The sequence below is a fragment of the Streptomyces cyaneochromogenes genome, assembly GCF_003963535.1.
Lineage (GTDB): Bacteria > Actinomycetota > Actinomycetes > Streptomycetales > Streptomycetaceae > Streptomyces > Streptomyces shaanxiensis.
This window is the reverse complement of sequence record NZ_CP034539.1, coordinates 4,283,084-4,303,839: the sequence shown is the minus strand read 5'-3', so window position 1 is coordinate 4,303,839 and position 20,756 is coordinate 4,283,084. Positions and strand designations below refer to the sequence as shown.

Here is a 20,756-nt window from a genome sequence, read left to right as displayed (position 1 = left end):
CGTGCTGAGGGACGGCGACGTCGTCCTGAGGCCGATAAAGATGCGCGACCAGCGGGCCTGGCGCGAGGTCAACCGACGCAACCGCGACTGGCTGCGCCCGTGGGAGGCCACGATTCCGCCGCCCACGCCCAGCGGGCCGATCGCGCACCGGCCGACCTACCGCCAGATGGTCCGCCACCTGCGGTCCGAGGCGAACGCGGGCCGGATGCTGCCGTTCGTCATCGAGTACCAGGGGCGACTGGTCGGGCAGTTGACGGTCGCCGGGATCACCTGGGGCTCGATGTGCTCGGGCCACGTCGGTTACTGGGTGGACGAGGCGGTGGCGGGCCGCGGGGTGATGCCGACCGCCGTGGCGCTCGTCGTGGACCACTGTTTCCGGACCGTCGGTCTGCACCGCATCGAGGTCTGCATTCGCCCCGAGAACGGGCCCAGCCGCCGGGTCGTGGAGAAACTCGGATTCCGCGAGGAGGGGCTGCGTCCGCGATATCTCCACATCGACGGGGCCTGGCGGGACCATCTCGTCTTCGCGCTCACGGCGGAAGAGGTCCCGGAAGGGTTGCTGAGCCGTTGGCAGCGGGCACGCTCCCGGAAGACGCCGCACTCGAACCCGCAGAACACCCGGCAGAACCCGCAGGGGAATCCCGCGTAGCCCGGAAATTGAATAAGTGTTCGAAATTGATCGCCCGATGACCGGCTCAGGGCTATAAATTCGCGCCCTCGGCGGGCTGCTGATCGCATCGGTCACAAAAAAAGTTCGAAATATCAGCCAGATCGTGCGACACACCGGCTCAATTGGCGGATGGCCTCACGCAAACCCCTCTACCGTGTGAGGCGTGAGCAGCAGCGGCCTCATCTACGCAGTCATTGTCGGGGCCTGGGCCGCCTACTTGGTGCCGATGTGGCTCCGTAGGCAGGACGAGCTGAACGAGGCCCGTCCGACGGAACGCTTCAGCACAGCCATCCGGTTGCTGTCCGGACGGGCGGGGATGGAGCGCCGATACGCCAAGGACCTGCGCGCGCGCTCCACCGACGAGGGGGAGCCCAGCGCCGATGACCCGGGCGCGGTCACCGAGTCGGTGGACGTCCGGGCCTTCGCCGTGCCTCCGACCCGCCCGCAGACCCAGGCGACGGTCCAGGGGCAGAAGCCCGGACGCCCGGAGCCGACCGATGGACAGGCGTCCAGGCCGGCCCCCGAACGCGGTAACGCGCCCGTCCCCGAACCGGTCTCCGGCCCGGCCCGGGGGGAGCGGGCGCGAGTGCCCGCCGCCCGGCGCCCCTCCTCGGAGGGGGCGGCCGAAGCCCGTGCACGGCGCTCCAAGGCGCTCGCGCGACGCAGACGTACCACCGTCGTCCTCTTCCTCGCCTTCACCCTCGGCGCGATCGTCGCCGCGGTCGGCGGGCTCGCGTTCCTGTGGGCGCCCGGCATTCCGGCCGTGCTGCTCAGCGGGTACATCGCGTACCTGCGTTCCCAGGAGCGCCGCCGCTTCGCCTACCAGATGGACCGGCGCCAGGCCGAGGCCGCCGCCCAGCGGGTGCGCGAGCACGCCCGCCAGTCGCGCAGGCGGGGCCCCGCCGACGCCGGTGACGGCATCGACGAGCCCGACGAGAGGCCCGAACCAGGCACCGAGACCGGCATGTCCGCGCTCGCCGCGGACCGGCGCGCCCTCGTCGAGCAGACCGACCACGCCGAGTGGGTCGACCAGCAGCGCGAGCGCCAGCGGCGGCCCGGACACGGGGACAGCTGGGATCCGGTCCCGGTGCCCTTGCCGACGTACGTGACCGCGCCGGTCGCGCCGCGCGCCACCTCCGACGTGGACCTCGGGGCGCCGGACGCGTGGAGCTCGGCCCGGTCGAGTTCCGTCGGCCGGGAACGGGACGCGGGCGACGGCGCCGGGGACGGTGCCGCACGGGGTGCGGAGCCCGCCGACGAGGCCCGCGGCGAGGAGAAGGGTGAGGGGGGCGGCCGTAGCGACGCCCGCCGCGCCGCCTCCGCCCGCCGGGCCCGTGAGCGGGGTCGTACGCCGCTGTTCGACCAGTACGAGGACGGCGACCGGCCGCGCGCGGCGAACGAGTAGCCGAAGGCCACCCCCGGTGGCGGGTCGTGCGGCCGGCCAGGAACGGATTTCCAAGCAGGCCGATCGGGGTGCTAAAGTTTCACTCGTTGCAAGGGCCTGTGGCGCAGTCCGGTAGCGCACCTCGTTCGCATCGAGGGGGCCAGGGGTTCAAATCCCCTCAGGTCCACCGCAACGACTTTCCAAGGAAACTTGGGGAGTTGGCGAGATCCCGTCCGATCGGTTGATCGGGCGGGATCTTTGTTTTACCCACCGGGGGAAACGTGGAGAAGGTCGCCGCAGAGTTACCGGCGAGGCGCGCGACACCTCTGCGCAGCGCGCCCTTCCGGCGGTTCGTGACCGCCAGTCTGATCTCCGCCACCGGATCCGCGATGGCGCCCCTCGCGCTCGCCTACTCGGTCATCGAACAGGGCGGGGGAGCCGGGGCCCTCGGTGTGGTGCTCGCCACGAACACCGTTCCGACCGTCTTCTTCCTCCTGATGGGCGGGGTGCTCGCGGACCGTATGTCCCGCAGCCGGCTGCTCTTCCTCGGCAATCTGCTGGCGGCCGCGGCCCAGGGAGCCCTGGCGGCCGTCGTCGCCGCCGGGCACGCCACGACCCTCTCCATCGCGGTCTGCGGCTTCGTCTCCGGGACGGCGGTGGCCTTCACCGTGCCCGCCACGCAGGGGGCCGTGGCCCAGATCGTGCCCGCGGAGCAGTTGCAGCAGGCCAACGCCTTGCTCAGGCTGCCGAGCAACGCGGTCAAGGTGCTCGGGCCGGCGGTCGGCGGAGTCGTCGTCGCGGTCAGCGGCCCGGCCTGGGCGCTGGCCTGGGACGCGCTCTCCTTCGCCGTCGCCGCCCTCCTGCTGCTCGGGCTGCGCCTGGACGCGCCCGTCACCGTCACCGGCGCGCTGAGTGATCTGCGGGAGGGATGGCACGCCTTCTGGTCGCGGACCTGGTTGTGGACGTACACGCTCGCGGGGACCGTCCTGGTCGCCGCCTGGCTGGCGGGGTTCCAGCTGCTGGGGCCGGTCGTCGCGGCGGAGCGGTACGCCGGGGCGCGGGACTGGGGGCTGGTGCAGGGCGCGTTCGCGGCGGGGCTGTTGGCCGGGACGGTGGTGTGTCTGCGCTGGCGGCCGTACCGGTTGCTGGCGGTGGCCATCGTGGCCTGTCTGCCCCTGGCCGTTCCCTTGCTCGTCATGGGCTGGGGACTGCCGCTGCCCTGGCTGCTGTTGGCCGTGCTGCTCGCGGGGGTCGGGCTGGACGTGGCGGTCGTCGCGTGGACGACCGCCTTCCAGCGGCATGTGCCGCAGGGCGAGTTGGGGCGCATGAGCGCGTTCAACAGCGTGGGGGAGCGGCTGGCGATTCCGCTCGGCTATCTGCTGACCGCCCTCGCGGCCGGCACCTGGGACAACCGGACGGTGCTGGTGGCGTGTGCCGCGCTGGTCGCCGTCTCCTGCGTCCTCAACCTCTGTGTGCGGGACGTGTATCGCATCAACGCCGTGAAACCCGGCAACGCGCCACGGGACCGCTCACAGCACTGACCGCTCACAGCGCCTTGGCGTAGCACAGGCTCAGTTCGTGGTGGCGGTAGTAGCCGAACTTCTCGCACGGCTCGTACCCGCTGGACGTGTACAGCGCCACCGCCTCCGGCTGCTTGGCGCCGGTCTCCAGCACCATGCGTGTGCGGCCCGCGGCCCGCGCGTCCTCCTCCAGCGCCGCCAGGACGCGTCTGGCGAGACCCCGCCCGCGCATCGACTCGACGACGTACATCCGCTTGAGCTCGGCGTCGCCGTCCTGGTTGCCCTCGCCGTTCTCGTCCTGGACACGCCAGCCGCCGGAGGCGACGGGGGTGCCGAGCTCGTCGTAGGCGATCAGGTAGAGGCCGTTCGGGGGCTCGAAGTTCGCCGCGTCCATGGGGGTGGCGTCGCCGTCGTCGCCGTAGCGGACGCCGTACTCGGCCTGGACCTGGTCGTTGAGTTTGACGGCGTCGGGGTGGTCGAAGGAGACGCGACGTATATGCATGCTAGGTACCGTATATCAATTCAAGATCAAGGGGTTCCAGAACCGGACACCGTCCAGTGTGCCGGTAAGGTGCCGGAGTGCTCACTGTGACCTCTGTGAATGTGAATGGGCTGCGGGCCGCCGCGAAGAAGGGCTTCGTGGAGTGGCTCGCCGGTACGCAAGCCGATGTGCTGTGCCTGCAGGAGGTGCGCGCGGAGCCGCAGCAGCTGCCCGAGCAGGTGCGCACGCCGGACGGCTGGCACGTCGTGCACGCGCCCGCCGCCGCCAAGGGCCGCGCCGGTGTCTCCCTCTACACCCGCCGCGAGCCCGACCGTATCCAGGTCGGCTTCGGGTCGAGCGAGTTCGACGGCAGCGGGCGTTACGTCGAGGCCGACCTGCCCGGTGTGACGGTCGCCTCGCTGTACCTCCCCTCCGGCGAGGTCGGCACCGAGCGGCAGGACGAGAAGGTCCGGTTCATGGGCGAGTTCCTGGCCTATCTGAAGGACCTGCGCGAGCGTGCCGCCGCCGACGGCCGTGAAGTCGTCGTCTGCGGCGACTGGAACATCGCCCACCAGCGGGCCGACCTGAAGAACTGGCGCGGCAACACCAAGAACTCCGGGTTCCTGCCGGAGGAGCGCGAGTGGCTCACGCGGGTGTTCGACCCCGCCGAGGGCGGCTACGTCGACGTCGTACGGTCGCTGCACCCCGACGTGGAGGGACCGTACTCGTGGTGGTCGTACCGCGGGCGCGCCTTCGACAACGACACCGGCTGGCGTATCGACTACCAGGTCGCGACGCCGGGGCTGGCCGCGAAGGCCCGCAAGGGGTACGTGGAGCGGGCGGCGACGCACGCCGAGCGGTGGTCGGACCACGCGCCGGTGACGGTCGTGTACGACCGCTAGGGCCCGTCCCGCTCGCTCTGCTTGCGCAGCCGCCGGTCCAGGGCCAGTGACAGCTCCGCCTCCACCACGCTCCGGGCGAGCGGGCGCAGGCGCTGGAGGTCGTCCTCCCCCGTATGGCGGAGCACCAGGTCGGCGAACATCTCGGCCAGGTCGTCGACGTGTTCGCGGACCCGCTTGCCCGCCGTCAGGACCTCCGCGAGCGGGATGCCCTCGCGGACCAGGGCCGCGGAGACGTCCAGCAGGCGGCGGCTGATGTGGACGATCTCGTCGCCGTCGGTGCCGAGATAGCCGAGTTCCAGGGCCGCGGCGAGGTTCTCCGGGGTGACCTGGCCCTCGAAGCGGGCGGCGAGTTCCTCGGGGGTGAGGCGGACCGGCTCCTCCTCGGTCGGGGTGGCGACGCCCAGCAGGTCGGCGACGTCCCGGCCGTGGTCGAGGGCCTCCGCCAGCTCCGCGATGCCGGTGAGGGTGTGGCCGCGCTCCAGCAGGGCCGCGATCGTGCGCAGGCGGGCCAGGTGGTGGTCGTCGTACCAGGCGATACGGCCCTCGCGGCGGGGCGGCGGTATCAGCTTGCGTTCGCGGTAGAAGCGCAGGGTGCGCACCGTGATGCCGGCCAGACGGGCCAGCTCCTCCATGCGGTACTCACGCTTCTCGGTCACTCCGGAACCTTAATTCGTACTGGCGGTACCCGCGGCGGCAGCCGCTGATGTAAACGAACCCCGGTTGACCCCTACCGGTCGGTACGGACCTCCTCTACTCTCCCATTGCGCCAGTGTTCACTGGCGCGGTTCCGGTTGCAGTGTTGTCGTGTTGAAGTGTGGAGGCACAGGCATGGCCGAACGCGAACATGTGCGGGTCGCGGTGATCGGGTCCGGCTTCGGCGGGCTGGGGGCCGCCGTCCGGCTTCGGCGCGAGGGTGTCACCGACTTCGTCGTCCTGGAGCGGGCCGACAGCGTCGGCGGCACCTGGCGGGACAACAGCTATCCGGGGTGCGCGTGCGATGTGCCGTCCCATCTGTACTCGTTCTCCTTCGCGCCCAACCCCGACTGGCCGCGCACCTTCTCCGGGCAGGAGCACATCCGCGCCTACCTGGAGCACGTCACGGACGTCTTCCGGCTGCGCCCCCACATCCGCTTCAACTCGGAGGTGAAGCGGATGACCTGGAACGGCGAGCGGCTGTGCTGGGACATCGAGACCAGCAGCGGCAGTCTGTCGGCCGACCTCGTCGTCTCCGCCACCGGCCCGCTCTCCGACCCGAAGATCCCCGACATCCCCGGGCTGGACTCCTTCCCCGGCAAGGTCTTCCACTCCGCCCGCTGGGACCACGACCACGACCTGCGCGGCAAGCGCGTCGCCATGGTCGGCACCGGCGCCTCCGCCATCCAGATCGTGCCGGCCATCCAGCCCGACGTCTCCCGGCTGACCCTCTTCCAGCGCACCCCGCCCTGGGTCATGCCCCGCGTGGACCGCGCCATCAGCGGCGCCGAGCGCTCGCTGCACCGGGCCCTGCCCTTCACCACCCAGCTGCGCCGCGGACTGCTGTGGGGGCTCCGGGAGCTGCAGGTCCAGGCGTTCACCAAGCATCCCAACGAACTGGGGCTCATCGAGCAGCTGGCCAAGCGGAACATGGGGCGGGCCATCAAGGACCCCGCCCTGCGCGCCAAGCTCACGCCCGACTACCGCATCGGCTGCAAGCGGATCCTGCTGAGCAGCGAGTACTACCCTGCGCTCGCCCGGCCCAACGTGGACGTCGTCGCGAGCGGGCTCAGCGAGATCCGCGGCTCGACCGTCGTGGCCGCCGACGGCAGTGAGGCCGAGGTCGACGTGATCGTCTTCGGCACCGGGTTCCGGGTCACCGACATGCCCATCGCCGAGCGGGTGGTGGGCGCGGACGGCCGGACGCTCGCCGAGGCCTGGAAGGGCGGGATGGAGGCCCTGCGGGGTGCCTCGGCCGCCGGTTTCCCGAACTGGATGACCATCATCGGGCCCAACACCGGGCTGGGGAACTCGTCCATGATCCTGATGATCGAGTCCCAGCTGAACTACATGGCCGACTTCCTACGCCAGTTGAACGTCCTGGGCGGGAAGGTCGCCCTCGACGCGCGGCCCAGCGCCGTGAACGCCTGGAACCGGCGGGTGCAGGAGCGCATGAAGCGGACCGTGTGGAACACGGGCGGGTGCACGAGCTGGTACCTCGACGCCAACGGGCGCAACACCACCATCTGGCCCGGTACGACCTCGGAGTTCCGGCGGGCCACGCGGCGGGTGGACCTCGCCGAGTATGCCGTTGTCCGGGCGAGCAAGGACAGTGAGAACAGCAACGAGAACGCGGAGGTGACGGCATGAGCCGTCTCATGCACGTGGCCTCCGGGCCCTATGCCCCACCCGTCCCCGCCCGCGAGCTGTCGGCCGCCTCGGCCGACGGCGCCCGGCTGCACATAGAGGTGCACGGGCCCGAGGACGCGCCCGCCGTCGTCCTCGCGCACGGCTGGACCTGCTCGACCGCCTTCTGGGCGGCGCAGATACGGGACCTCGCCGTCGACCACCGCGTCATCGCCTACGACCAGCGCGGCCACGGACGCAGCCCGGCCGGCCCCGGCTGCACCGCCGACGGGCTCGCCGACGACCTCGAAGCCGTACTGAAGGCGACCCTCGCACCCGGCGAGCAGGCCGTGATCGCCGGGCACTCCATGGGCGGCATGACGGTGATGGCCGCCGCCACGCGCCCGGCGCTGCGGGAGCACGCCGCCGCCGTCCTGCTGTGCAGCACCGGCGCCTCGCGGCTGGTCGCCGAGTCGACCGTCGTGCCGATCCGGCCCGGGCGGCTGCGGACCTGGCTGACCAAGCACATCCTCGGGTCGCGGGCGCCGCTCGGGCCGGTCACTCCGGTCGCCCGGGCGATCCTCAAGTACGCGACGATGGGCCCCGGTTCGGCCCCGCACATGGTCGAGGCGTGCGCGCGGATCGTGCACGCGTGTCCGCGCAAGGTGCGGTACGCCTGGTCGCAGGTGCTCGACCTGCTCGATCTCGACCATGGCGTAAGGGAGTTGGCGGTGCCGACGGCGGTCGTCGTCGGTACGGCGGACAGGCTGACGCCGCCGGTGCACGCCCGCTCGCTGGCCGCTGCGCTGCCCCACTGCCTCGGCGTCACCGAACTGCCCGGCCTCGGGCACATGACGCCGGTCGAGGCGCCCGAGCTGGTGACCGGGAAGATACGGGAGCTCGTCACGACGTATGCCAGGGCCACGACGTACACGCAGGTGAAGGAGGGCGCATGAGCAGGGTGAGTCTCGAAGGGCAGGTCGCCGTCGTCACCGGTGCGGCGCGGGGTGTCGGTGAGCTGCTCGCCCGCAAACTCTCCGCGCGGGGCGCGAAGGTGGCGCTCGTCGGGCTGGAGCCGGACGAGCTCAAGCAGGTCTCCGAGCGGCTGCACAGCGACAGCGACCACTGGTACGCCGATGTGACGGACCATGAGGCCATGGCCCGGGTGGCGCGGGAGGTCAAGGAGCGGTTCGGGAAGGTCGACATCGTGGTCGCCAACGCGGGGGTCGCCTCCGGTGGGCCGTTCATCGACTCCGACCCCGAGGCGTGGCGGCGGGTCATCGAGGTCAATCTCATCGGGTCGGCGGTGACGGCCCGGGCGTTTTTGCCGGTGCTGATGGAGAGCCGGGGGTATCTGCTGCAGATCGCCTCGCTGGCCGCCATCACTCCGGCGCCGATGATGACCGCGTACTGCGCGTCCAAGTCCGGTGTGGAGGCGTACGCGCACAGTCTGCGGGCCGAAGTCGGGTACAAGGGCGTGCGAGTGGGGGTCGGGTATCTCTCCTGGACCGACACCGACATGGTGCGCGGGGCCGATCAGGACGACGTCATGCGGGAGTTGCGCAAGCGGCTGCCGTGGCCGTCCAACAAGACGTATCCGCTGGGGCCGGCGGTCGACCGGATCGTGGCCGGGATCGAGCGGCGGTCGAGCCATGTGTACGGGCAGTGGTGGCTGCGCGGGATGCAGGGGGTGCGCGGGTATCTGCCGGGGCTCATCGGGACCGTGGGGCAGCGGGAGATGCTGCGGTTCGCGGACCGGCTGGAGGGGATGCGGACGGGGCTGGTCGGGGCGGGGGGCTCCGCCGACGAGCGGGAGCGAGCTGCGCGGATCACGCCGCGTAACTGATCGACATGCGTGGGGTTATCGCCCGTGTGAATCTGGTCGAGGCCCCAGCGAGGGGCCAACCCCCCACTCACTACGGGAGTGAACCCACATGGGTATGAAGGACCAGTTCCAGGAGAAGTCCGAGCAGCTCAAGCAGCGCGCGCAGCAGCAGCGGCAGCAGGGTCAGCAGGGGCGTCCGGGTCAGCCGGGCCACCCCGGTCAGCCGGGTCAGCCGGAGCGGGGTCGTCAGCGGCCGCAGCGCGAGGATGAGCGCGAGCGCTCCACTCGTGACGACGAGGAGCGGTTCGACCAGGACTACGACCGGTAAGTGTCGTGGTCGGCTGAGCCGATGAGCGCGGGGTGCCCTTCTTTGAGGGGTGCCCCGCGTTTTTGCTGCGTTGAGAGGGTTCGTTGTCGGGTGCGGCTGTGTGGGGGGCTTGTCGCGCAGTTCCCCGCGCCCCTAACGGGGCGGCAGTTCCGGCCTTGATCGGTTCGGTACGTGTGCGTAGTCCGGCGGCGTTGCCGGAGGGTTCGACTCCAGGAGTTTCAGGGCCAGTTCCACCGCGTCCGCCAGTTGGGCGTGGCGGCCCTCCGCCCAGTCCAGGGGGGTGCGGAGGACCTCCAGGTCGGGGGTCACGCCCTTGTTCTCGATGCTCCAGCCGTAGGCGTCGAACCACGCGGCGTTCATCGGGACCGTGATCACCGTGCCGTCGCCCAGGCGGTGGCGGCCGGTCATGCCGACCACTCCGCCCCAGGTGCGCTGGCCGACGACCGGGCCCAGCTTGAGGAGTTTGAAGGCCGCCGTGATCATGTCGCCGTCCGAGGAGGTCGCCTCGTCGGCCAGGGCGACGACCGGGCCGCACGGGGCGTTCGAGGCGTACGACACCGGCTGGGCGTTGCGTGTGAGGTCCCAGCCCAGGATCGTGCGGGTCAGCTTCTCCACGACCAGTTCGCTGATGTGGCCGCCCGCGTTGCCGCGCACGTCGACGATCAGCGCGGGGCGTGACATCTCCATCCGCAGGTCCCGGTTGAACTGGGCCCAGCCCGAGCCGCCCATGTCGGGGATGTGCAGGTAGCCGCAGCGGCCGCCGCTCAACTCCCGTACGACGGCGCGGCGTTTGGCCACCCAGTCCTGGTAGCGCAGGGGGCGTTCGTCGAGCAGCGGGACCACGGCGACCCGGCGTGATCTGCCCGCCTCGCCCTCTGCCGGGCTGAAGGTGAGCTCCACCGTCGTGCCCCCGGCGCCGGCCAGCAACGGGTACGGGCCCCTGACCGGGTCCACCGGGCGGCCGTCCACGTGGGTGAGGACCGCTCCTTCGCGGATGCCCGTGCCGGCCAGGGGCGAGCGGGCCTTGGAGTCGGACGACTCGCCGGGGAGGATGCGCCTGACCGTCCAGCCCTCGTCCCTGCGGACCAGGTTGGCGCCCAGCAGGCCCTGCCAGCGCTGGTAGTGGGGCGGGCCCTCGTTGCGGCGGGCGGGGGAGACGTACGCGTGCGAGGTGCCGAGTTCGCCCAGCACCTCGCGGAGGAGGTCGGCGAACTCGTCGGGGGAGGCGACGCGGTCGACCAACGGGCGGTACTGGGCGAGGACTCCGTCCCAGTCGATGCCGCACATGTCCGGCTCCCAGAAGTACGCCCTGATCAGGCGGCCGGCCTCCGCGTACGACTGCCTCCACTCCGCCGTCGGGTCCACCTCATGCAGGATGCGGCGCAGGTCGATCCACACCGTCGTGTCGCTGTCGCCGGACTCGCTCGCGGGCACCGCCCGCAGGTCGCCCTCGTCCACCAGGACCAGGCGGCTGCCGTCGCCGCTCACCGCGAACCAGTCCAGATGGTCGACGAGTTCGGACTTCTTGGCCTTGCTGATGTTGAAGTGTTCGAGGGTCGGCCGGCCGGTCGTGTCGTCCGGGTTGGCGAACGTCTCGCCCAGCGCGCCCGAGATCGGCCAGCGCAGCCACACCAGTCCGCCGCCCGCGACCGGGTGCAGCGCGGAGTACTTGGAGGCGGTGACCGGGAAGGGGGTGACCCGGCTCTCCAGGCCCTCGACCTCGATGGTCGTCGCTCCGGCCTCGGAGCCCTCCTCGTCCTCCACCGGGTCCAGTCCGCCGGCCGCCGGGCGGCCCTCGGGGTTGAGGGCGAAGGGGGAGGGGGTGGCCGAGGACAGGGGGACCAGGTAGGGGCGGCAGCCCAGCGGGAAGGACAGGTCGCCGGTGTGGACGTCGTACACCGGGTCGAAGCCGCGCCAGGAGAGGAAGGCGAGGTAGCGGCCGTCCCGGGTGAACACCGGGTTCTCGTCCTCGAACCGGCCGTTGGTGACGTCGATGACCAGAGCGCCCCCTGCCCCCGGCCCTGCTCCTTGGCCGGTCCCGGAGATCCGGGCCAGTTTGATCTGGCGCAGGGAGCGGCCGATGCCCGGGTGGGACCAGGTCAGCCAGGTCCCGTCCGGGGAGAAGGCCAGGTCCCGTACGGGGCCGTTGATCGACCGGATCAGCTCCGTGACCTCGCCGTTGGAGTCCTCCGTGACGTCGAGGAGAAGGAGCCGTCCGTCGTGGGACGCGAGCGCGAGGCGCTCTCCCTTCGGGTCGGCGACCATCTCCAGGACCCGGCCCAGCTCGCCGGAGGCCAGCCGGCGGGGTTCCCGGTCACCGGTCGCCCGGGGCAGATAGGCGATCTCGATGGCGTCCTCGCCCTCGGCGTCCGTCACGTACGCGACCTGGCCGACCGAGCCGAGCATCTCCGGGAGCCGGACCCGTACGCCCGGGGTGTCGGTGATGGTGCGGGCCGGGCCGTCCCGGTGGGTGAGCCAGTAGAGGCTGCCGCGCACGACCACGGCGCTCGCGCGGCCCGTCTCGTCCACGGAGATGCCGTCGACGTGCTGGGCGGCCGGCACCTGGTACGTACGGCGTCCCGCGCGCGGCCCGCTCAGCCGTACTTCGAGCTTGCGCGGCTTGGAGTCCGCGGCGAGGTCGTCCACGATCCACAGGTCGCCCGCGCACTGGTACACCACCCGGGTGCCGTCACTGGAGGCGTGCCGGGCGTAGAAGGCGTCGTGGTCGGTGTGCCGGCGCAGGTCGGAGCCGTCGTACGCGCACGAGTAGAGGTTGCCGACGCCCTCGTGGTCGGAGAGGAAGGCGATCCGGCCGCCGACGAACATGGGGGAGCCGAGGTGGCCGCCGATGTCCGCGAGCAGACGCTCGCCGTGCAGCCAGAGGCGGCCCGTGGCCCCGCCCCGGTAGCGCTTCCAGGAGGCCGGTTCGTGCGGTGGGGTGCCGGTCAGGAGCAGGGACTTGCGCTCGCCGTCGATGTCGGCGACCTGGATGTCCGAGCACGGGCCCCAGGGGAGCTTGCGGCCGGGGTCGCCGTCGGGGCGGACCTTGTAGGCCCAGGTGAAGTGGGAGAAGGGCTCGCCGTGGGAGGCGACGGCGAGGATCACCCCGTCGGGTGTCCAGCCGCACACCTGGGTGTCCGCCGAGCCCCAGTGGGTGAGCTGCTCGCCCGGCCCGCCGTCCACCGGGACCAGGTGGATCTCGGGGACCAGGCTCCGCCAGCTCGTGTACGCGATGCGCCGGCCCTCGGGGCAGAAGCGGGGGTGGCCGGTCTTGGTGCGGTCCACGGTGAGCCGCCAGGCGCGGCCGGGGCCGTCGAGAGGGGCCAGCCACAGGTCGTCCTCGGCCACGAAGCACAGCAGGTCGCCGCTCAGATGCGGTAGGCGCAGGTAGCTCACCTCCCCATGCTTTGCCGGGGGACGGACGGGGGCAACTCGTGGGAAACAGGGCGTGTGTCGGCGGTCGGTGCCCGTGCGTGACCCAGAACACGCCTCTACGCGAACGAAACCGTTTCGTTTCGAAGAGGGATGCGGTACCTTCGTGGTGTACGAAACCGTGTCGTTCGGAGTGGGAAGGTGAGGACCGTGACCGAGGCGGCAACAGCGCGGCGCAGTCGTATCACCCCCGAGCGCGAGGCCGAGTTGTACGGCGCCGTGCTCGACCTGCTCCGGGAGGTCGGCTACGACGCCCTCACCATGGACGCCGTGGCGGCCCGCACCCGGTCCAGCAAGGCGACGCTCTACCGCCAGTGGGGCGGCAAGCCGGAGCTGGTGGCGAAGGCGATCCGGCACAACAAGCCGGGCAGCATCGACGACGTCGACACCGGGACCCTGCGGGGCGACCTGCAGGCACTCACCTCGCGTGAGGACGACTGCACCATGCAGCAGAACGCCGCGCTGATGCGGGGTCTGTTCATGGCGGTGCACGCCAATCCGGATCTCCTGCAGGCCTTCAAGGAACTGCTCATCGAGCCGGAGATGGCGGAGTTCCACCGGGTGGTCCAACGGGCCGTCGACCGCGGCGAGGTCCGCGCCGACTGTCCCGCGCTGGACTACGTGGTGCACATGCTCGTCGGCGCGTTCGCCACCCGGACGCTGATCGACGACCGGCCGCCCACGCAGGAGTTCCTCTCCTCGTACATCGACGCCGTGGTCCTCCCCGCCCTCGGCGCACCCGTCGGCTGACGAGTCCCTCCAGCTGACGGGTTCCCCCAGCAAGCCCTCCACCTGACGTAACCGCTCACGTCGTCGGGCTGATCACCCCTGCCCCGGGGCCCGTGTCGGAACCCCGGCCGGCGCCCCAATCCCACGACCTGACCGGGAGTCGCTCTCGTGGCCACGTTTCTCTACAAACTCGGCCGGCTCGCCTTCAGGCGACGGCATTTCGTCGCCCTCATATGGGTCGCGCTGCTCGCCCTCGCGGGTGTCGGCGCGGCCAGCGCGCCCAGCGCCGGATCCAGCTCCTTCTCCATCCCCGGCACCGAGGCGCAGAAGGCCTTCGACCTGTTGGACCAGCGCTTCCCGGGTGGCAGCGCGGACGGCGGGACCGCCCGGGTCGTCTTCAAGGCGCCGGACGGGGAGAAGATGACGGACGCCGCCAACAAGGCGACCGTCGAGAAGACCGTCAAGGAACTGTCCGACGGCTCCGAGGTCGTCTCCGTCGCCGATCCCTTCAAGGCGCACGCCGTCAGCAAGGACGGCACGACCGCCTACGCCTCGGTGCGCTACGAGGTCCCCGGCATGGAGCTGACGGACGCCAGCAGGGACGCCCTGGAGGACGCCGGGCAGCAGGCGCGGGACGCCGGGCTGACCGTGGAGATCGGCGGCGACGCGCTCCAGGCGGCGCCCGAGGGCGCTGCCTCCGAGGTCATCGGGCTCGCCGTCGCCGCGGTCGTCCTCGTCATCACCTTCGGCTCGCTGGTCGCCGCCGGACTGCCGCTGCTCACCGCCATCGTCGGCGTCGGCATCGGTGTCTCGGCGATCACCGCGCTGGCCAACGCCCTGGACCTGGGCTCCACCACCTCCACCCTGGCCGCGATGATCGGTCTCGCGGTCGGCATCGACTACGCGCTCTTCATCGTCTCCCGGTACCGCGCCGAACTCGCCGAGGGCCGCGACCGCGAGGAGGCGGTCGGCCGGGCCACCGGCACGGCGGGCTCCGCGGTGGTCTTCGCCGGCCTCACCGTGGTGATCGCCCTGGCCGGCCTGGCCGTCGTCAACGTCCCGATGCTGACGAAGATGGGACTCGCGGCCGCGGGCACGGTCGTGATCGCGGTGCTGATCGCGCTGACCATGGTTCCGGCACTCCTCGGTTACGCGGGCCGCAAGGTCAGGCCGGCGGGCGAGAAGAGCAGGCGCTTCGGCGGCAGGAAGAAGGCGGCCGTGGACGAGTCCGGTACGGGGGCCACTTCCGGCAGGCCGAACATGGGCACGCGCTGGGCGAGCTTCGTCGTACGCCGCCCCCTGGCCGTCCTCCTGCTCGGCGTCCTCGGCCTCGGTGCCGCGGCGCTCCCGGCGACCTCCCTCGAACTGGGCCTCCCCGACGACGGCTCCCAGCCGACGTCGACGACCCAGCGCCGGGCGTACGACATGCTCTCCGAGGGCTTCGGCCCCGGCTTCAACGGCCCGCTCGTGGTGGTCGTCGACGCGAAGACGAGCGACGCCCCGAAGGCCGCAGTCACCAAGGTCTCCGACGAGATCAAGGACCTCAAGGACGTCGTCACGGTGACCCCGGCGACGTTCAACAAGTCCGGCGACACCGCGACGATCACCGTGATCCCCGACTCCAAGCCGTCGTCGGTCTCGACCGAGGACCTGGTGCACTCCATCCGTGACGCGGGCACCGGGATCACGGCCGACACGGACGCGAAAGTGCTGGTCACCGGCACGACCGCGATGAACATCGACTTCTCGCAGAAGCTGAACGACGCGCTGGTGCCGTACCTGATCCTGGTGGTGGGCCTCGCCTTCCTCCTCCTGATCCTCGTCTTCCGCTCGATCCTCGTCCCGCTGAAGGCGGCCCTCGGCTTCCTGCTCTCGGTCCTGGCGGCCCTGGGCGCGGTCGTGGCGGTCTTCCAGTGGGGCTGGCTCGCCGACCTCTTCGGCGTCCAGGAGACCGGCCCGGTCATGTCGATGATGCCGATCTTCATGGTCGGCGTGGTCTTCGGACTGGCCATGGACTACGAGGTGTTCCTCGTGACGCGGATGCGCGAGGCGTACGTCCACGGCGAGCGGCCCACCCAGGCCGTGGTGACCGGGTTCCGGCACAGCGCGCGGGTCGTCACGGCGGCGGCGATCATCATGATCGCGGTGTTCTCGGGCTTCATCGGCGCCGGCGAGTCGATGGTCAAGATGATCGGCTTCGGCCTCGCGATCGCGGTCCTCTTCGACGCGTTCGTCGTCCGCATGGCCATCGTCCCGGCCGTCCTCGCCCTGCTCGGCAAGAAGGCCTGGTGGCTCCCGAAGTGGCTGGACCGCGTCCTGCCGAACGTGGACGTGGAGGGCGAGGCGCTGCGTACGGAGGCGGAGGCCGACAGGGACGGGGAGCGGGAGCTGGTGCGCGTCTGACCGGTCACCCTTGACGTACGACCACTGAGGTAGGCCGGCCGGTGAGGGCTCCGTGGGGACGGGTGCTCTCACCGGCTTCTCCTATGCCGGGGGCGTAAACACGTTCCGCTCGTTCACGTCTGTGAGGATCCGGGCCGCCGCGCGGAAGTCGTTGTCGTCGTGCAGGATCACCAGGCCGTGGTGGGCGGCTGTGGCGCAGACGAGCCAGTCGACGGCGGAGAGACTCTGGTGTTGCCCGCGCTGCGCGAGCCGGTGTTGTCCGGCCTCGATCCAGCGCCAGGCGCCTTTCGGCACGGCGACGTCCGGATACAGATAGGCGAACATCTCCGCCATGTGGTCGTACTCGTCGAGGTCGCGTGCGGATTGCAGGAACTCCGTGCGCTGTGCCGCACAGGAACCGATGGCCCCGTCCTCTACCTCGGGTGCCCAGACGCTGTTGAGCTTCTTGTCGCGCTGGAGCCGCCAGACCGCGGTCGAGTCGGCGAGATAGCGGATCACGGTCAGGCGACGCCCTTCTCCACGTGATCACCGCCGACGGAACCCTTCTCCGCCGCGTGGCGACGCCAGAACCCGTCCTCATCCCATTCCTGGGCCATCTCCAGGTAGCGCAGCCGGGCCTCGGTGCGTCGCCGACGCTCGGCGTACTCCCGTAGTGCCAGGTTGACCATTTCCTTCTTGGTCTTGGCGCCGGACAGCCTCATTGCCTCGGCAAGGGCTTCGTCGTCGATGTCGATCTGGGTGGCGGACATGGGGCACCTCCGTGAGATGTGCTTCATACAAAGGTATCCCATGCTTCATACATTTCCGGCTGCTTAGTCATTACGCTGCAGCGTCTCCCGCATGACGTCCTCGATGGGGACGCCTCCTGCCGGATTCGCCATGCGCTCGTCGATGATCCGGTTGATGTCGCGCTCTTTCTCCCCCGTCCGCACCTTCACCTCCGCCCAGACCGTCTTGCGCGGATACGGCCCCGGCGCCGCGCCCCACCGGTCGGCCAACGCCTCCACCAGGAGCAGGCCCCGACCGGACTCGGCGTCCGGGGCCGTCGGTGTGCGCTGCGGCAGGAGGTCGCCGCGGGTGTCCGTGACCTCGATGCGGAGGGTGTCGGCGACGACGTAGAGGGTCAGGCGGAAGTCGCGTCCGGGAACACGGCCGTGCGTCGCGGCGTTGACGGCCAGCTCGGCGACGATGTGCTCCGCGGGGTCCAACGGGAGTCCCCAGCTGCGGAGTTGTTCCGTGGCGAGGAGGCGGGCGAGCCGGGCGCCTCGGGGCGTGGGGGACAGCAGCACGCTGAAGTTGCGGATGGTGTGGGTGAGGTCGTTTTCAGGGGCAGTCATCTCGCGGTTCATGTCACTCAGAGTGGCGTGATCGGTTTCCCTGGGTGAGCGATCGCGGCGGTGCGTAGCGGGACTGTCCCGGGTTTGTCTCGTGCTGTCTCGGCTGTCTCGGGGGTTGTTCGGGTACGAGTGCGCGTCGGAGGTGGGTGACTGTGAACGACCAGGTGGACGAGGCCGGTTGGGATGTCGAACCGGGGGACGAGATCGAGCCCGTGGTCCAGGCGGTGGGGCGGCTGCTGAAGGTGTGCCGGGAGGCGGCGGGGATGCGGGTCGCCGAGTTCGGGGAGGTCATGGGCTACGGCGAGGACATGATCCGCAAGATCGAGCGGGGGCAGCGGATTCCCCGGCCGGAGTTCCTGGACAAGGCGGACGACGTCCTGAGGGCGCAGGGGCATCTCAAGGCGTTCAAGCGGGACATGGAGCAGGCGCGGTATCCGAAGAAGGTGCGGGATCTGGCGGATATGGAGAGGCGGGCCGTGGAGATGCTGCTGTACGGCAGCCACAACATCCACGGCCTGTTGCAGACGCCGGAGTACGCGCGAACGCTGTTCGAGATGAGGCAGCCTGCGCTCACCGAAGACATCGTCGAGCGGGAGACCGCCGCTCGCATGGCTCGGAAGGCCGTCTTCGAGCGGGAACCTGCTCCGACGCTCAGTTTCGTCCAGGAACAGGTGACACTCGAACGGCCCTACGGTGGGAAGATGGTGCTACGCCGACAGCTCGAACACCTCTTGGAGGTAGCGCAGTTGCGGAACGTCACGCTCCAGGTCATGCCGACCGACCGGCAGGAGAACGCCGGAGCGTCGGGCCTGATTCAGGTGCTGAAGTTTGCCGACGGTACGGCGATCGGACGTTCCAGCGGCGTGTTCAACGCCCGCCCGGTCTCAAGCCCCAAGGATCTCCGCATCCTTGAGCTGCGCTATGGCATGATCCGGGCGCAGGCTCTCACGCCGAGGGAGTCGCAGGCCTTCATCGAGCAAGCGCTGGGGAGACTATGAGCACCGCCGAACTCCACTGGTTCAAGAGCAGCTACAGCGACAGCAGCGAGCCCGGCGACTGCGTCGAGGTAGCCACCACCCCCGCCACCATCCACATCCGCGACTCCAAGACCCCCGAGGCCCCCCACCTCACGGTCACCCCGTCCACCTGGACTACCTTCCTCGGCGCCTTCCCTGTGCGCTGATCAAGGGAGGGGAGTTGACCACGAACCCCGGGTCCCGCAGCAGTGCGTAGAACCGCTGCAGCTCGGCCTCCGTCACGCCGTCCGCCCGTAGGCCCGCCTCCGTCTGCTGCGCGTTCACACGGTGCAGGTCGATGCCCGGGGTGCCGCCCTGCCAGGACTCGGCGTACGTCGTCGCCGTGACGTCCTCCAGGCCCGCCCGCCGCATGGCGCCCAGCACGCGCCGGCCCCAGAGGGGGTCCGCGCCCGCCTTCTGCAACTGTGCGAGCAGGGCCGCCTGGACGTGGTCGAAGAGAGCCTCCGACTCCTCGTCCGGGGACGCGAGCACCGGCGACCAGTGGCAGTCGAACTCCTCCAGGACCAGCGTGCCCCCCGGGCGCAGGGCCCTTACCAGCCGGTCGAGGACTTGGAGCCGTTCCGGCAGGTGGATGAGGACCAGCCGGGCGTGGATCAGATCGTAGCCGTCGCCTGGGAGCGGGTCGTTGACGATGTCGTGGTGGAGAAGGCGGACCTGGGGTGAGTGCGGGCGGGACTCGGCCCAGCGGGGGTCGATGTCGGTGACGGTGACCTCGCCGTCGGGGCCGGTTCTCTCGGCCAGCCAGTCGCCCAGCGAGCCACCCCCGCCGCCGACTTCGAGACACCGCCAGCCGGGCGCGAGGCCGGTCAGTTCGAGCCGGCGGCGGGAGACGTGGTCGTAGCAGGACTCCAGGACGGCGAAGCGGTCCGGGGTGCGGGCGTCGGTGTTGTCGAAGAGATATCGGGACATATCGCCATCTTCGGGGGAACCTGGGGGGTGCGCGAGCAGGAGGCCTGCCTCTGGCCCCGTCGGTCGGCTTTCTGCTTCCCCGAGCGGGTAATGGGTCGCATGGCTCATGCACGCACCGCTACCGTGCCGTCCATGACGACAGCCGCCCACCCCCTTTTCGCCGAAGCCCTGCGTGAGCTGGGGCTGGCCGACCTCCACACCCGCATCCGCCGCTTCCCGGACGCGACCCGTACCGCCGCCGAGGCCGCCGCGGCCATCGGGTGCGAGCTCAGTCAGATCTGCAAGTCGCTGATCTTCGCGGCGGACGGGGAGCCGGTGCTGGTGCTGATGGACGGGGCGTCGCGGGTCGACGTGGAGCTGGTCCGGAAGGAACTCGGCGTCCAGAAGGTCACGCGGGCCAAGGCGGATGTCGTACGGGAGACCACCGGGTACGCCATCGGCGGCGTACCGCCCTTCGGGCACCGTACGCGGACGCGGGTGCTCGCCGACCGGTCGCTGCTGGAGCACGAGGTCGTGTGGGCCGCCGCCGGGAACCCGCACGCGGTCTTCCCCATGGAGCCCAAGGAACTTGTCGCCCACGCCGGCGCCACCGTGGTGGACGTGCGCGAGCAGACGCAGACTTCGTGACGCCCCTGGTCACCGCCGCCGTCCTGCTGGCGGCCGTCACGCACGCCAGTTGGAACGCCATCGCCCACAAGATCACGGACAAGCTGGTGGGGTTCACGCTCATCGCGGGCGGCGGGGTGCTGATCGGGCTGGCGCTGATGCCCTTCGGGGCGTTCCCGGCGGCCGGGGCCTGGCCGTATCTGCTCGCCTCGGCCGTCGTCCACATCGTGTACTTCGCGCTGCTGATGAAGTCCTTCCGGCTGGGCGACTTCGGGCAGGCCTACCCCATCGCTCGGGGCACCGCGCCGCTCGTGGTCGCCCTGTTCGCCGCCGTGTTCGCGCACGAGGTGCCGGACGGGTGGGCGGCCGCCGGGATCGCCGTGTCCTGCGCGGGGCTCGTCGGCGTCGCCCTGTGGGGGCTGCGCGGGCACCGGCCCAACTGGGCGGCGATCGGCGCCGCGTTGGCGACCGGGCTGAGCATCGCGGCGTACACCGTGATCGACGGGCTGGGGGTGCGTGCCTCGGGGTCGTCGCTCGGCTATATCGCCTGGCTGATGGTGGTCGAGGGGCTCGCGATCCCGGCGTACGCGGTCTGGCGCTGGCGCGCGGAGACGGTCGCCGTGCTACGGCCGTTCGCCGTGCTGGGGCTGCTGGGTGCCGCGCTGTCCGTCGCCGCGTACGCGCTGGTCCTGTGGGCCCAGACGAAGGCGGAGCTGGCGCCGATCGCCGCGCTGCGGGAGTCCTCGATCATCGTCGGGGCCGCCATCGGGGCCGTCTTCTTCAAGGAGCGGTTCGGGCGGGCCCGGATCGCGGCGGCGGCGCTGCTGGTGGTGGGCATCGGGATGATGCTGCACGCGAGTTAGGCCGAAGCCCC

At 70.9% G+C, this 20,756-nt stretch carries 21 protein-coding genes and 1 tRNA gene; 15 read left to right on the top strand and 7 right to left on the bottom strand.

Going from position 1 to position 20,756, the window contains the following annotated elements; translation table 11 throughout:
- The first annotated feature begins 1 nt into the window (after position 1).
- The 4 genes from EJ357_RS19220 to EJ357_RS19205 all read left to right on the top strand — a co-directional run bounded on the left by EJ357_RS19220 (position 2) and on the right by EJ357_RS19205 (position 3,595).
- A complete protein-coding gene (locus EJ357_RS19220; RefSeq protein WP_126392851.1) occupies positions 2-649 on the top strand; it encodes a GNAT family N-acetyltransferase in 648 nt (215 codons plus the stop codon).
- Between the two features lie 184 nt (positions 650-833).
- Positions 834-2,075: a divisome protein SepX/GlpR gene (sepX, locus tag EJ357_RS19215; protein ID WP_126392850.1), complete on the top strand. Its 1,242-nt coding sequence runs from the start codon at positions 834-836 to the stop codon at positions 2,073-2,075.
- A 92-nt stretch (positions 2,076-2,167) separates the two neighbouring features.
- A tRNA-Ala gene (locus tag EJ357_RS19210) sits at positions 2,168-2,241 on the top strand.
- A gap of 94 nt (positions 2,242-2,335) precedes the next feature.
- Complete coding sequence (locus EJ357_RS19205) at positions 2,336-3,595, top strand: MFS transporter (protein ID WP_175647441.1); 1,260 nt, start codon at positions 2,336-2,338, stop codon at positions 3,593-3,595.
- A gap of 4 nt (positions 3,596-3,599) precedes the next feature.
- Here the strand turns inward: EJ357_RS19205 and EJ357_RS19200 are convergent, their stop codons facing one another.
- On the bottom strand, positions 3,600-4,076 hold the full coding sequence (locus EJ357_RS19200) for a GNAT family N-acetyltransferase (protein ID WP_126392849.1): 477 nt from the start codon (positions 4,074-4,076) through the stop codon (positions 3,600-3,602).
- Between the two features lie 77 nt (positions 4,077-4,153).
- Between EJ357_RS19200 and EJ357_RS19195 the strand changes: the two genes are divergently transcribed.
- Positions 4,154-4,957, top strand: a complete 804-nt coding sequence (locus tag EJ357_RS19195) for an exodeoxyribonuclease III (protein ID WP_126392848.1) — start codon at positions 4,154-4,156, stop codon at positions 4,955-4,957.
- Here the strand turns inward: EJ357_RS19195 and EJ357_RS19190 are convergent.
- On the bottom strand, positions 4,954-5,589 hold the full coding sequence (locus EJ357_RS19190; RefSeq protein WP_175647831.1) for a MerR family transcriptional regulator: 636 nt from the start codon (positions 5,587-5,589) through the stop codon (positions 4,954-4,956). The genes EJ357_RS19195 and EJ357_RS19190 overlap by 4 nt on opposite strands.
- A gap of 196 nt (positions 5,590-5,785) precedes the next feature.
- Between EJ357_RS19190 and EJ357_RS19185 the strand changes: the two genes are divergently transcribed.
- The 4 genes from EJ357_RS19185 (at position 5,786) to EJ357_RS19170 (ending at position 9,429) form a co-directional block, all read left to right on the top strand.
- A complete protein-coding gene (locus EJ357_RS19185) occupies positions 5,786-7,300 on the top strand; it encodes a flavin-containing monooxygenase (RefSeq protein WP_126392846.1) in 1,515 nt (504 codons plus the stop codon).
- Positions 7,297-8,232 carry an alpha/beta fold hydrolase gene (locus tag EJ357_RS19180; RefSeq protein ID WP_126392845.1) on the top strand — a complete coding sequence of 312 codons (936 nt, stop codon included), beginning with the start codon at positions 7,297-7,299 and terminating at the stop codon, positions 8,230-8,232. The genes EJ357_RS19185 and EJ357_RS19180 overlap by 4 nt, the downstream gene beginning before the upstream one ends.
- Positions 8,229-9,122, top strand: a complete 894-nt coding sequence (locus EJ357_RS19175) for an SDR family oxidoreductase (RefSeq protein WP_126392844.1) — start codon at positions 8,229-8,231, stop codon at positions 9,120-9,122. The genes EJ357_RS19180 and EJ357_RS19175 overlap by 4 nt, the downstream gene beginning before the upstream one ends.
- Positions 9,123-9,210: 88 nt before the next feature.
- On the top strand, positions 9,211-9,429 hold the full coding sequence (locus EJ357_RS19170) for a hypothetical protein (protein WP_126392843.1): 219 nt from the start codon (positions 9,211-9,213) through the stop codon (positions 9,427-9,429).
- Between the two features lie 132 nt (positions 9,430-9,561).
- On the opposite strand, the gene EJ357_RS19165 is transcribed toward EJ357_RS19170, so the two are convergent.
- Positions 9,562-12,825 carry a S41 family peptidase gene (locus tag EJ357_RS19165; RefSeq protein ID WP_126392842.1) on the bottom strand — a complete coding sequence of 1,088 codons (3,264 nt, stop codon included), beginning with the start codon at positions 12,823-12,825 and terminating at the stop codon, positions 9,562-9,564.
- Positions 12,826-13,011: 186 nt separating this feature from the next.
- Between EJ357_RS19165 and EJ357_RS19160 the strand changes: the two genes are divergently transcribed.
- Entirely contained in the window at positions 13,012-13,611 is a 600-nt protein-coding gene (locus tag EJ357_RS19160) for a TetR/AcrR family transcriptional regulator (RefSeq protein WP_126392841.1), read from the top strand.
- A gap of 147 nt (positions 13,612-13,758) precedes the next feature.
- Positions 13,759-15,993: an MMPL family transporter gene (locus EJ357_RS19155; protein WP_126392840.1), complete on the top strand. Its 2,235-nt coding sequence runs from the start codon at positions 13,759-13,761 to the stop codon at positions 15,991-15,993.
- An 81-nt stretch (positions 15,994-16,074) separates the two neighbouring features.
- On the opposite strand, the gene EJ357_RS19150 is transcribed toward EJ357_RS19155, so the two are convergent.
- The 3 genes from EJ357_RS19150 to EJ357_RS19140 all read right to left on the bottom strand — a co-directional run bounded on the left by EJ357_RS19150 (position 16,075) and on the right by EJ357_RS19140 (position 17,342).
- Positions 16,075-16,491: a PIN domain-containing protein gene (locus EJ357_RS19150; RefSeq protein ID WP_126392839.1), complete on the bottom strand. Its 417-nt coding sequence runs from the start codon at positions 16,489-16,491 to the stop codon at positions 16,075-16,077.
- Between the two features lie 2 nt (positions 16,492-16,493).
- Positions 16,494-16,742 carry a type II toxin-antitoxin system VapB family antitoxin gene (locus EJ357_RS19145; protein WP_126392838.1) on the bottom strand — a complete coding sequence of 83 codons (249 nt, stop codon included), beginning with the start codon at positions 16,740-16,742 and terminating at the stop codon, positions 16,494-16,496.
- Between the two features lie 63 nt (positions 16,743-16,805).
- Entirely contained in the window at positions 16,806-17,342 is a 537-nt protein-coding gene (locus EJ357_RS19140) for an ATP-binding protein (protein WP_126392837.1), read from the bottom strand.
- Between the two features lie 152 nt (positions 17,343-17,494).
- Between EJ357_RS19140 and EJ357_RS19135 the strand changes: the two genes are divergently transcribed.
- Positions 17,495-18,328, top strand: a complete 834-nt coding sequence (locus EJ357_RS19135) for a helix-turn-helix domain-containing protein (RefSeq protein WP_126399666.1) — start codon at positions 17,495-17,497, stop codon at positions 18,326-18,328.
- The gene (locus tag EJ357_RS19130; protein WP_126392836.1) at positions 18,325-18,513 is read left to right on the top strand and encodes a DUF397 domain-containing protein; all 189 of its coding nucleotides are present in this window, start codon (positions 18,325-18,327) and stop codon (positions 18,511-18,513) included. Before EJ357_RS19135 ends, EJ357_RS19130 begins: the two co-directional genes overlap by 4 nt.
- Here EJ357_RS19130 and EJ357_RS19125 read toward each other — a convergent pair.
- The gene (locus EJ357_RS19125) at positions 18,482-19,276 is read right to left on the bottom strand and encodes a methyltransferase (RefSeq protein ID WP_126392835.1); all 795 of its coding nucleotides are present in this window, start codon (positions 19,274-19,276) and stop codon (positions 18,482-18,484) included. The two genes, EJ357_RS19130 and EJ357_RS19125, sit on opposite strands and share 32 nt — an antisense overlap.
- Positions 19,277-19,375: 99 nt before the next feature.
- On the opposite strand from EJ357_RS19125, the gene EJ357_RS19120 reads away from it, so the two are divergent.
- Positions 19,376-19,903: a YbaK/EbsC family protein gene (locus tag EJ357_RS19120; RefSeq protein WP_126392834.1), complete on the top strand. Its 528-nt coding sequence runs from the start codon at positions 19,376-19,378 to the stop codon at positions 19,901-19,903.
- Positions 19,900-20,745, top strand: a complete 846-nt coding sequence (locus tag EJ357_RS19115; protein ID WP_126392833.1) for a DMT family transporter — start codon at positions 19,900-19,902, stop codon at positions 20,743-20,745. The genes EJ357_RS19120 and EJ357_RS19115 overlap by 4 nt, the downstream gene beginning before the upstream one ends.
- Positions 20,746-20,756 lie beyond the last annotated feature (11 nt).

What these genes read in the sequence shown, in the direction of transcription:
- EJ357_RS19175 (WP_126392844.1), top strand. Translation starts at nt 8,229, where the DNA reads ATGAGCAGGGTGAGTCTCGAAGGGCAGGTCGCCGTCGTCACCGGTGCG.
- EJ357_RS19180 (WP_126392845.1), top strand. Translation starts at nt 7,297, where the DNA reads ATGAGCCGTCTCATGCACGTGGCCTCCGGGCCCTATGCCCCACCCGTC.
- EJ357_RS19185 (WP_126392846.1), top strand. Translation starts at nt 5,786, where the DNA reads ATGGCCGAACGCGAACATGTGCGGGTCGCGGTGATCGGGTCCGGCTTC.
- EJ357_RS19125 (WP_126392835.1), bottom strand. Translation starts at nt 19,276, where the DNA reads ATGTCCCGATATCTCTTCGACAACACCGACGCCCGCACCCCGGACCGC.
- EJ357_RS19130 (WP_126392836.1), top strand. Translation starts at nt 18,325, where the DNA reads ATGAGCACCGCCGAACTCCACTGGTTCAAGAGCAGCTACAGCGACAGC.
- EJ357_RS19145 (WP_126392838.1), bottom strand. Translation starts at nt 16,742, where the DNA reads ATGTCCGCCACCCAGATCGACATCGACGACGAAGCCCTTGCCGAGGCA.
- EJ357_RS19200 (WP_126392849.1), bottom strand. Translation starts at nt 4,076, where the DNA reads ATGCATATACGTCGCGTCTCCTTCGACCACCCCGACGCCGTCAAACTC.
- EJ357_RS19170 (WP_126392843.1), top strand. Translation starts at nt 9,211, where the DNA reads ATGGGTATGAAGGACCAGTTCCAGGAGAAGTCCGAGCAGCTCAAGCAG.
- EJ357_RS19190 (WP_175647831.1), bottom strand. Translation starts at nt 5,589, where the DNA reads ATGGAGGAGCTGGCCCGTCTGGCCGGCATCACGGTGCGCACCCTGCGC.
- EJ357_RS19140 (WP_126392837.1), bottom strand. Translation starts at nt 17,342, where the DNA reads ATGAACCGCGAGATGACTGCCCCTGAAAACGACCTCACCCACACCATC.
- EJ357_RS19120 (WP_126392834.1), top strand. Translation starts at nt 19,376, where the DNA reads ATGGCTCATGCACGCACCGCTACCGTGCCGTCCATGACGACAGCCGCC.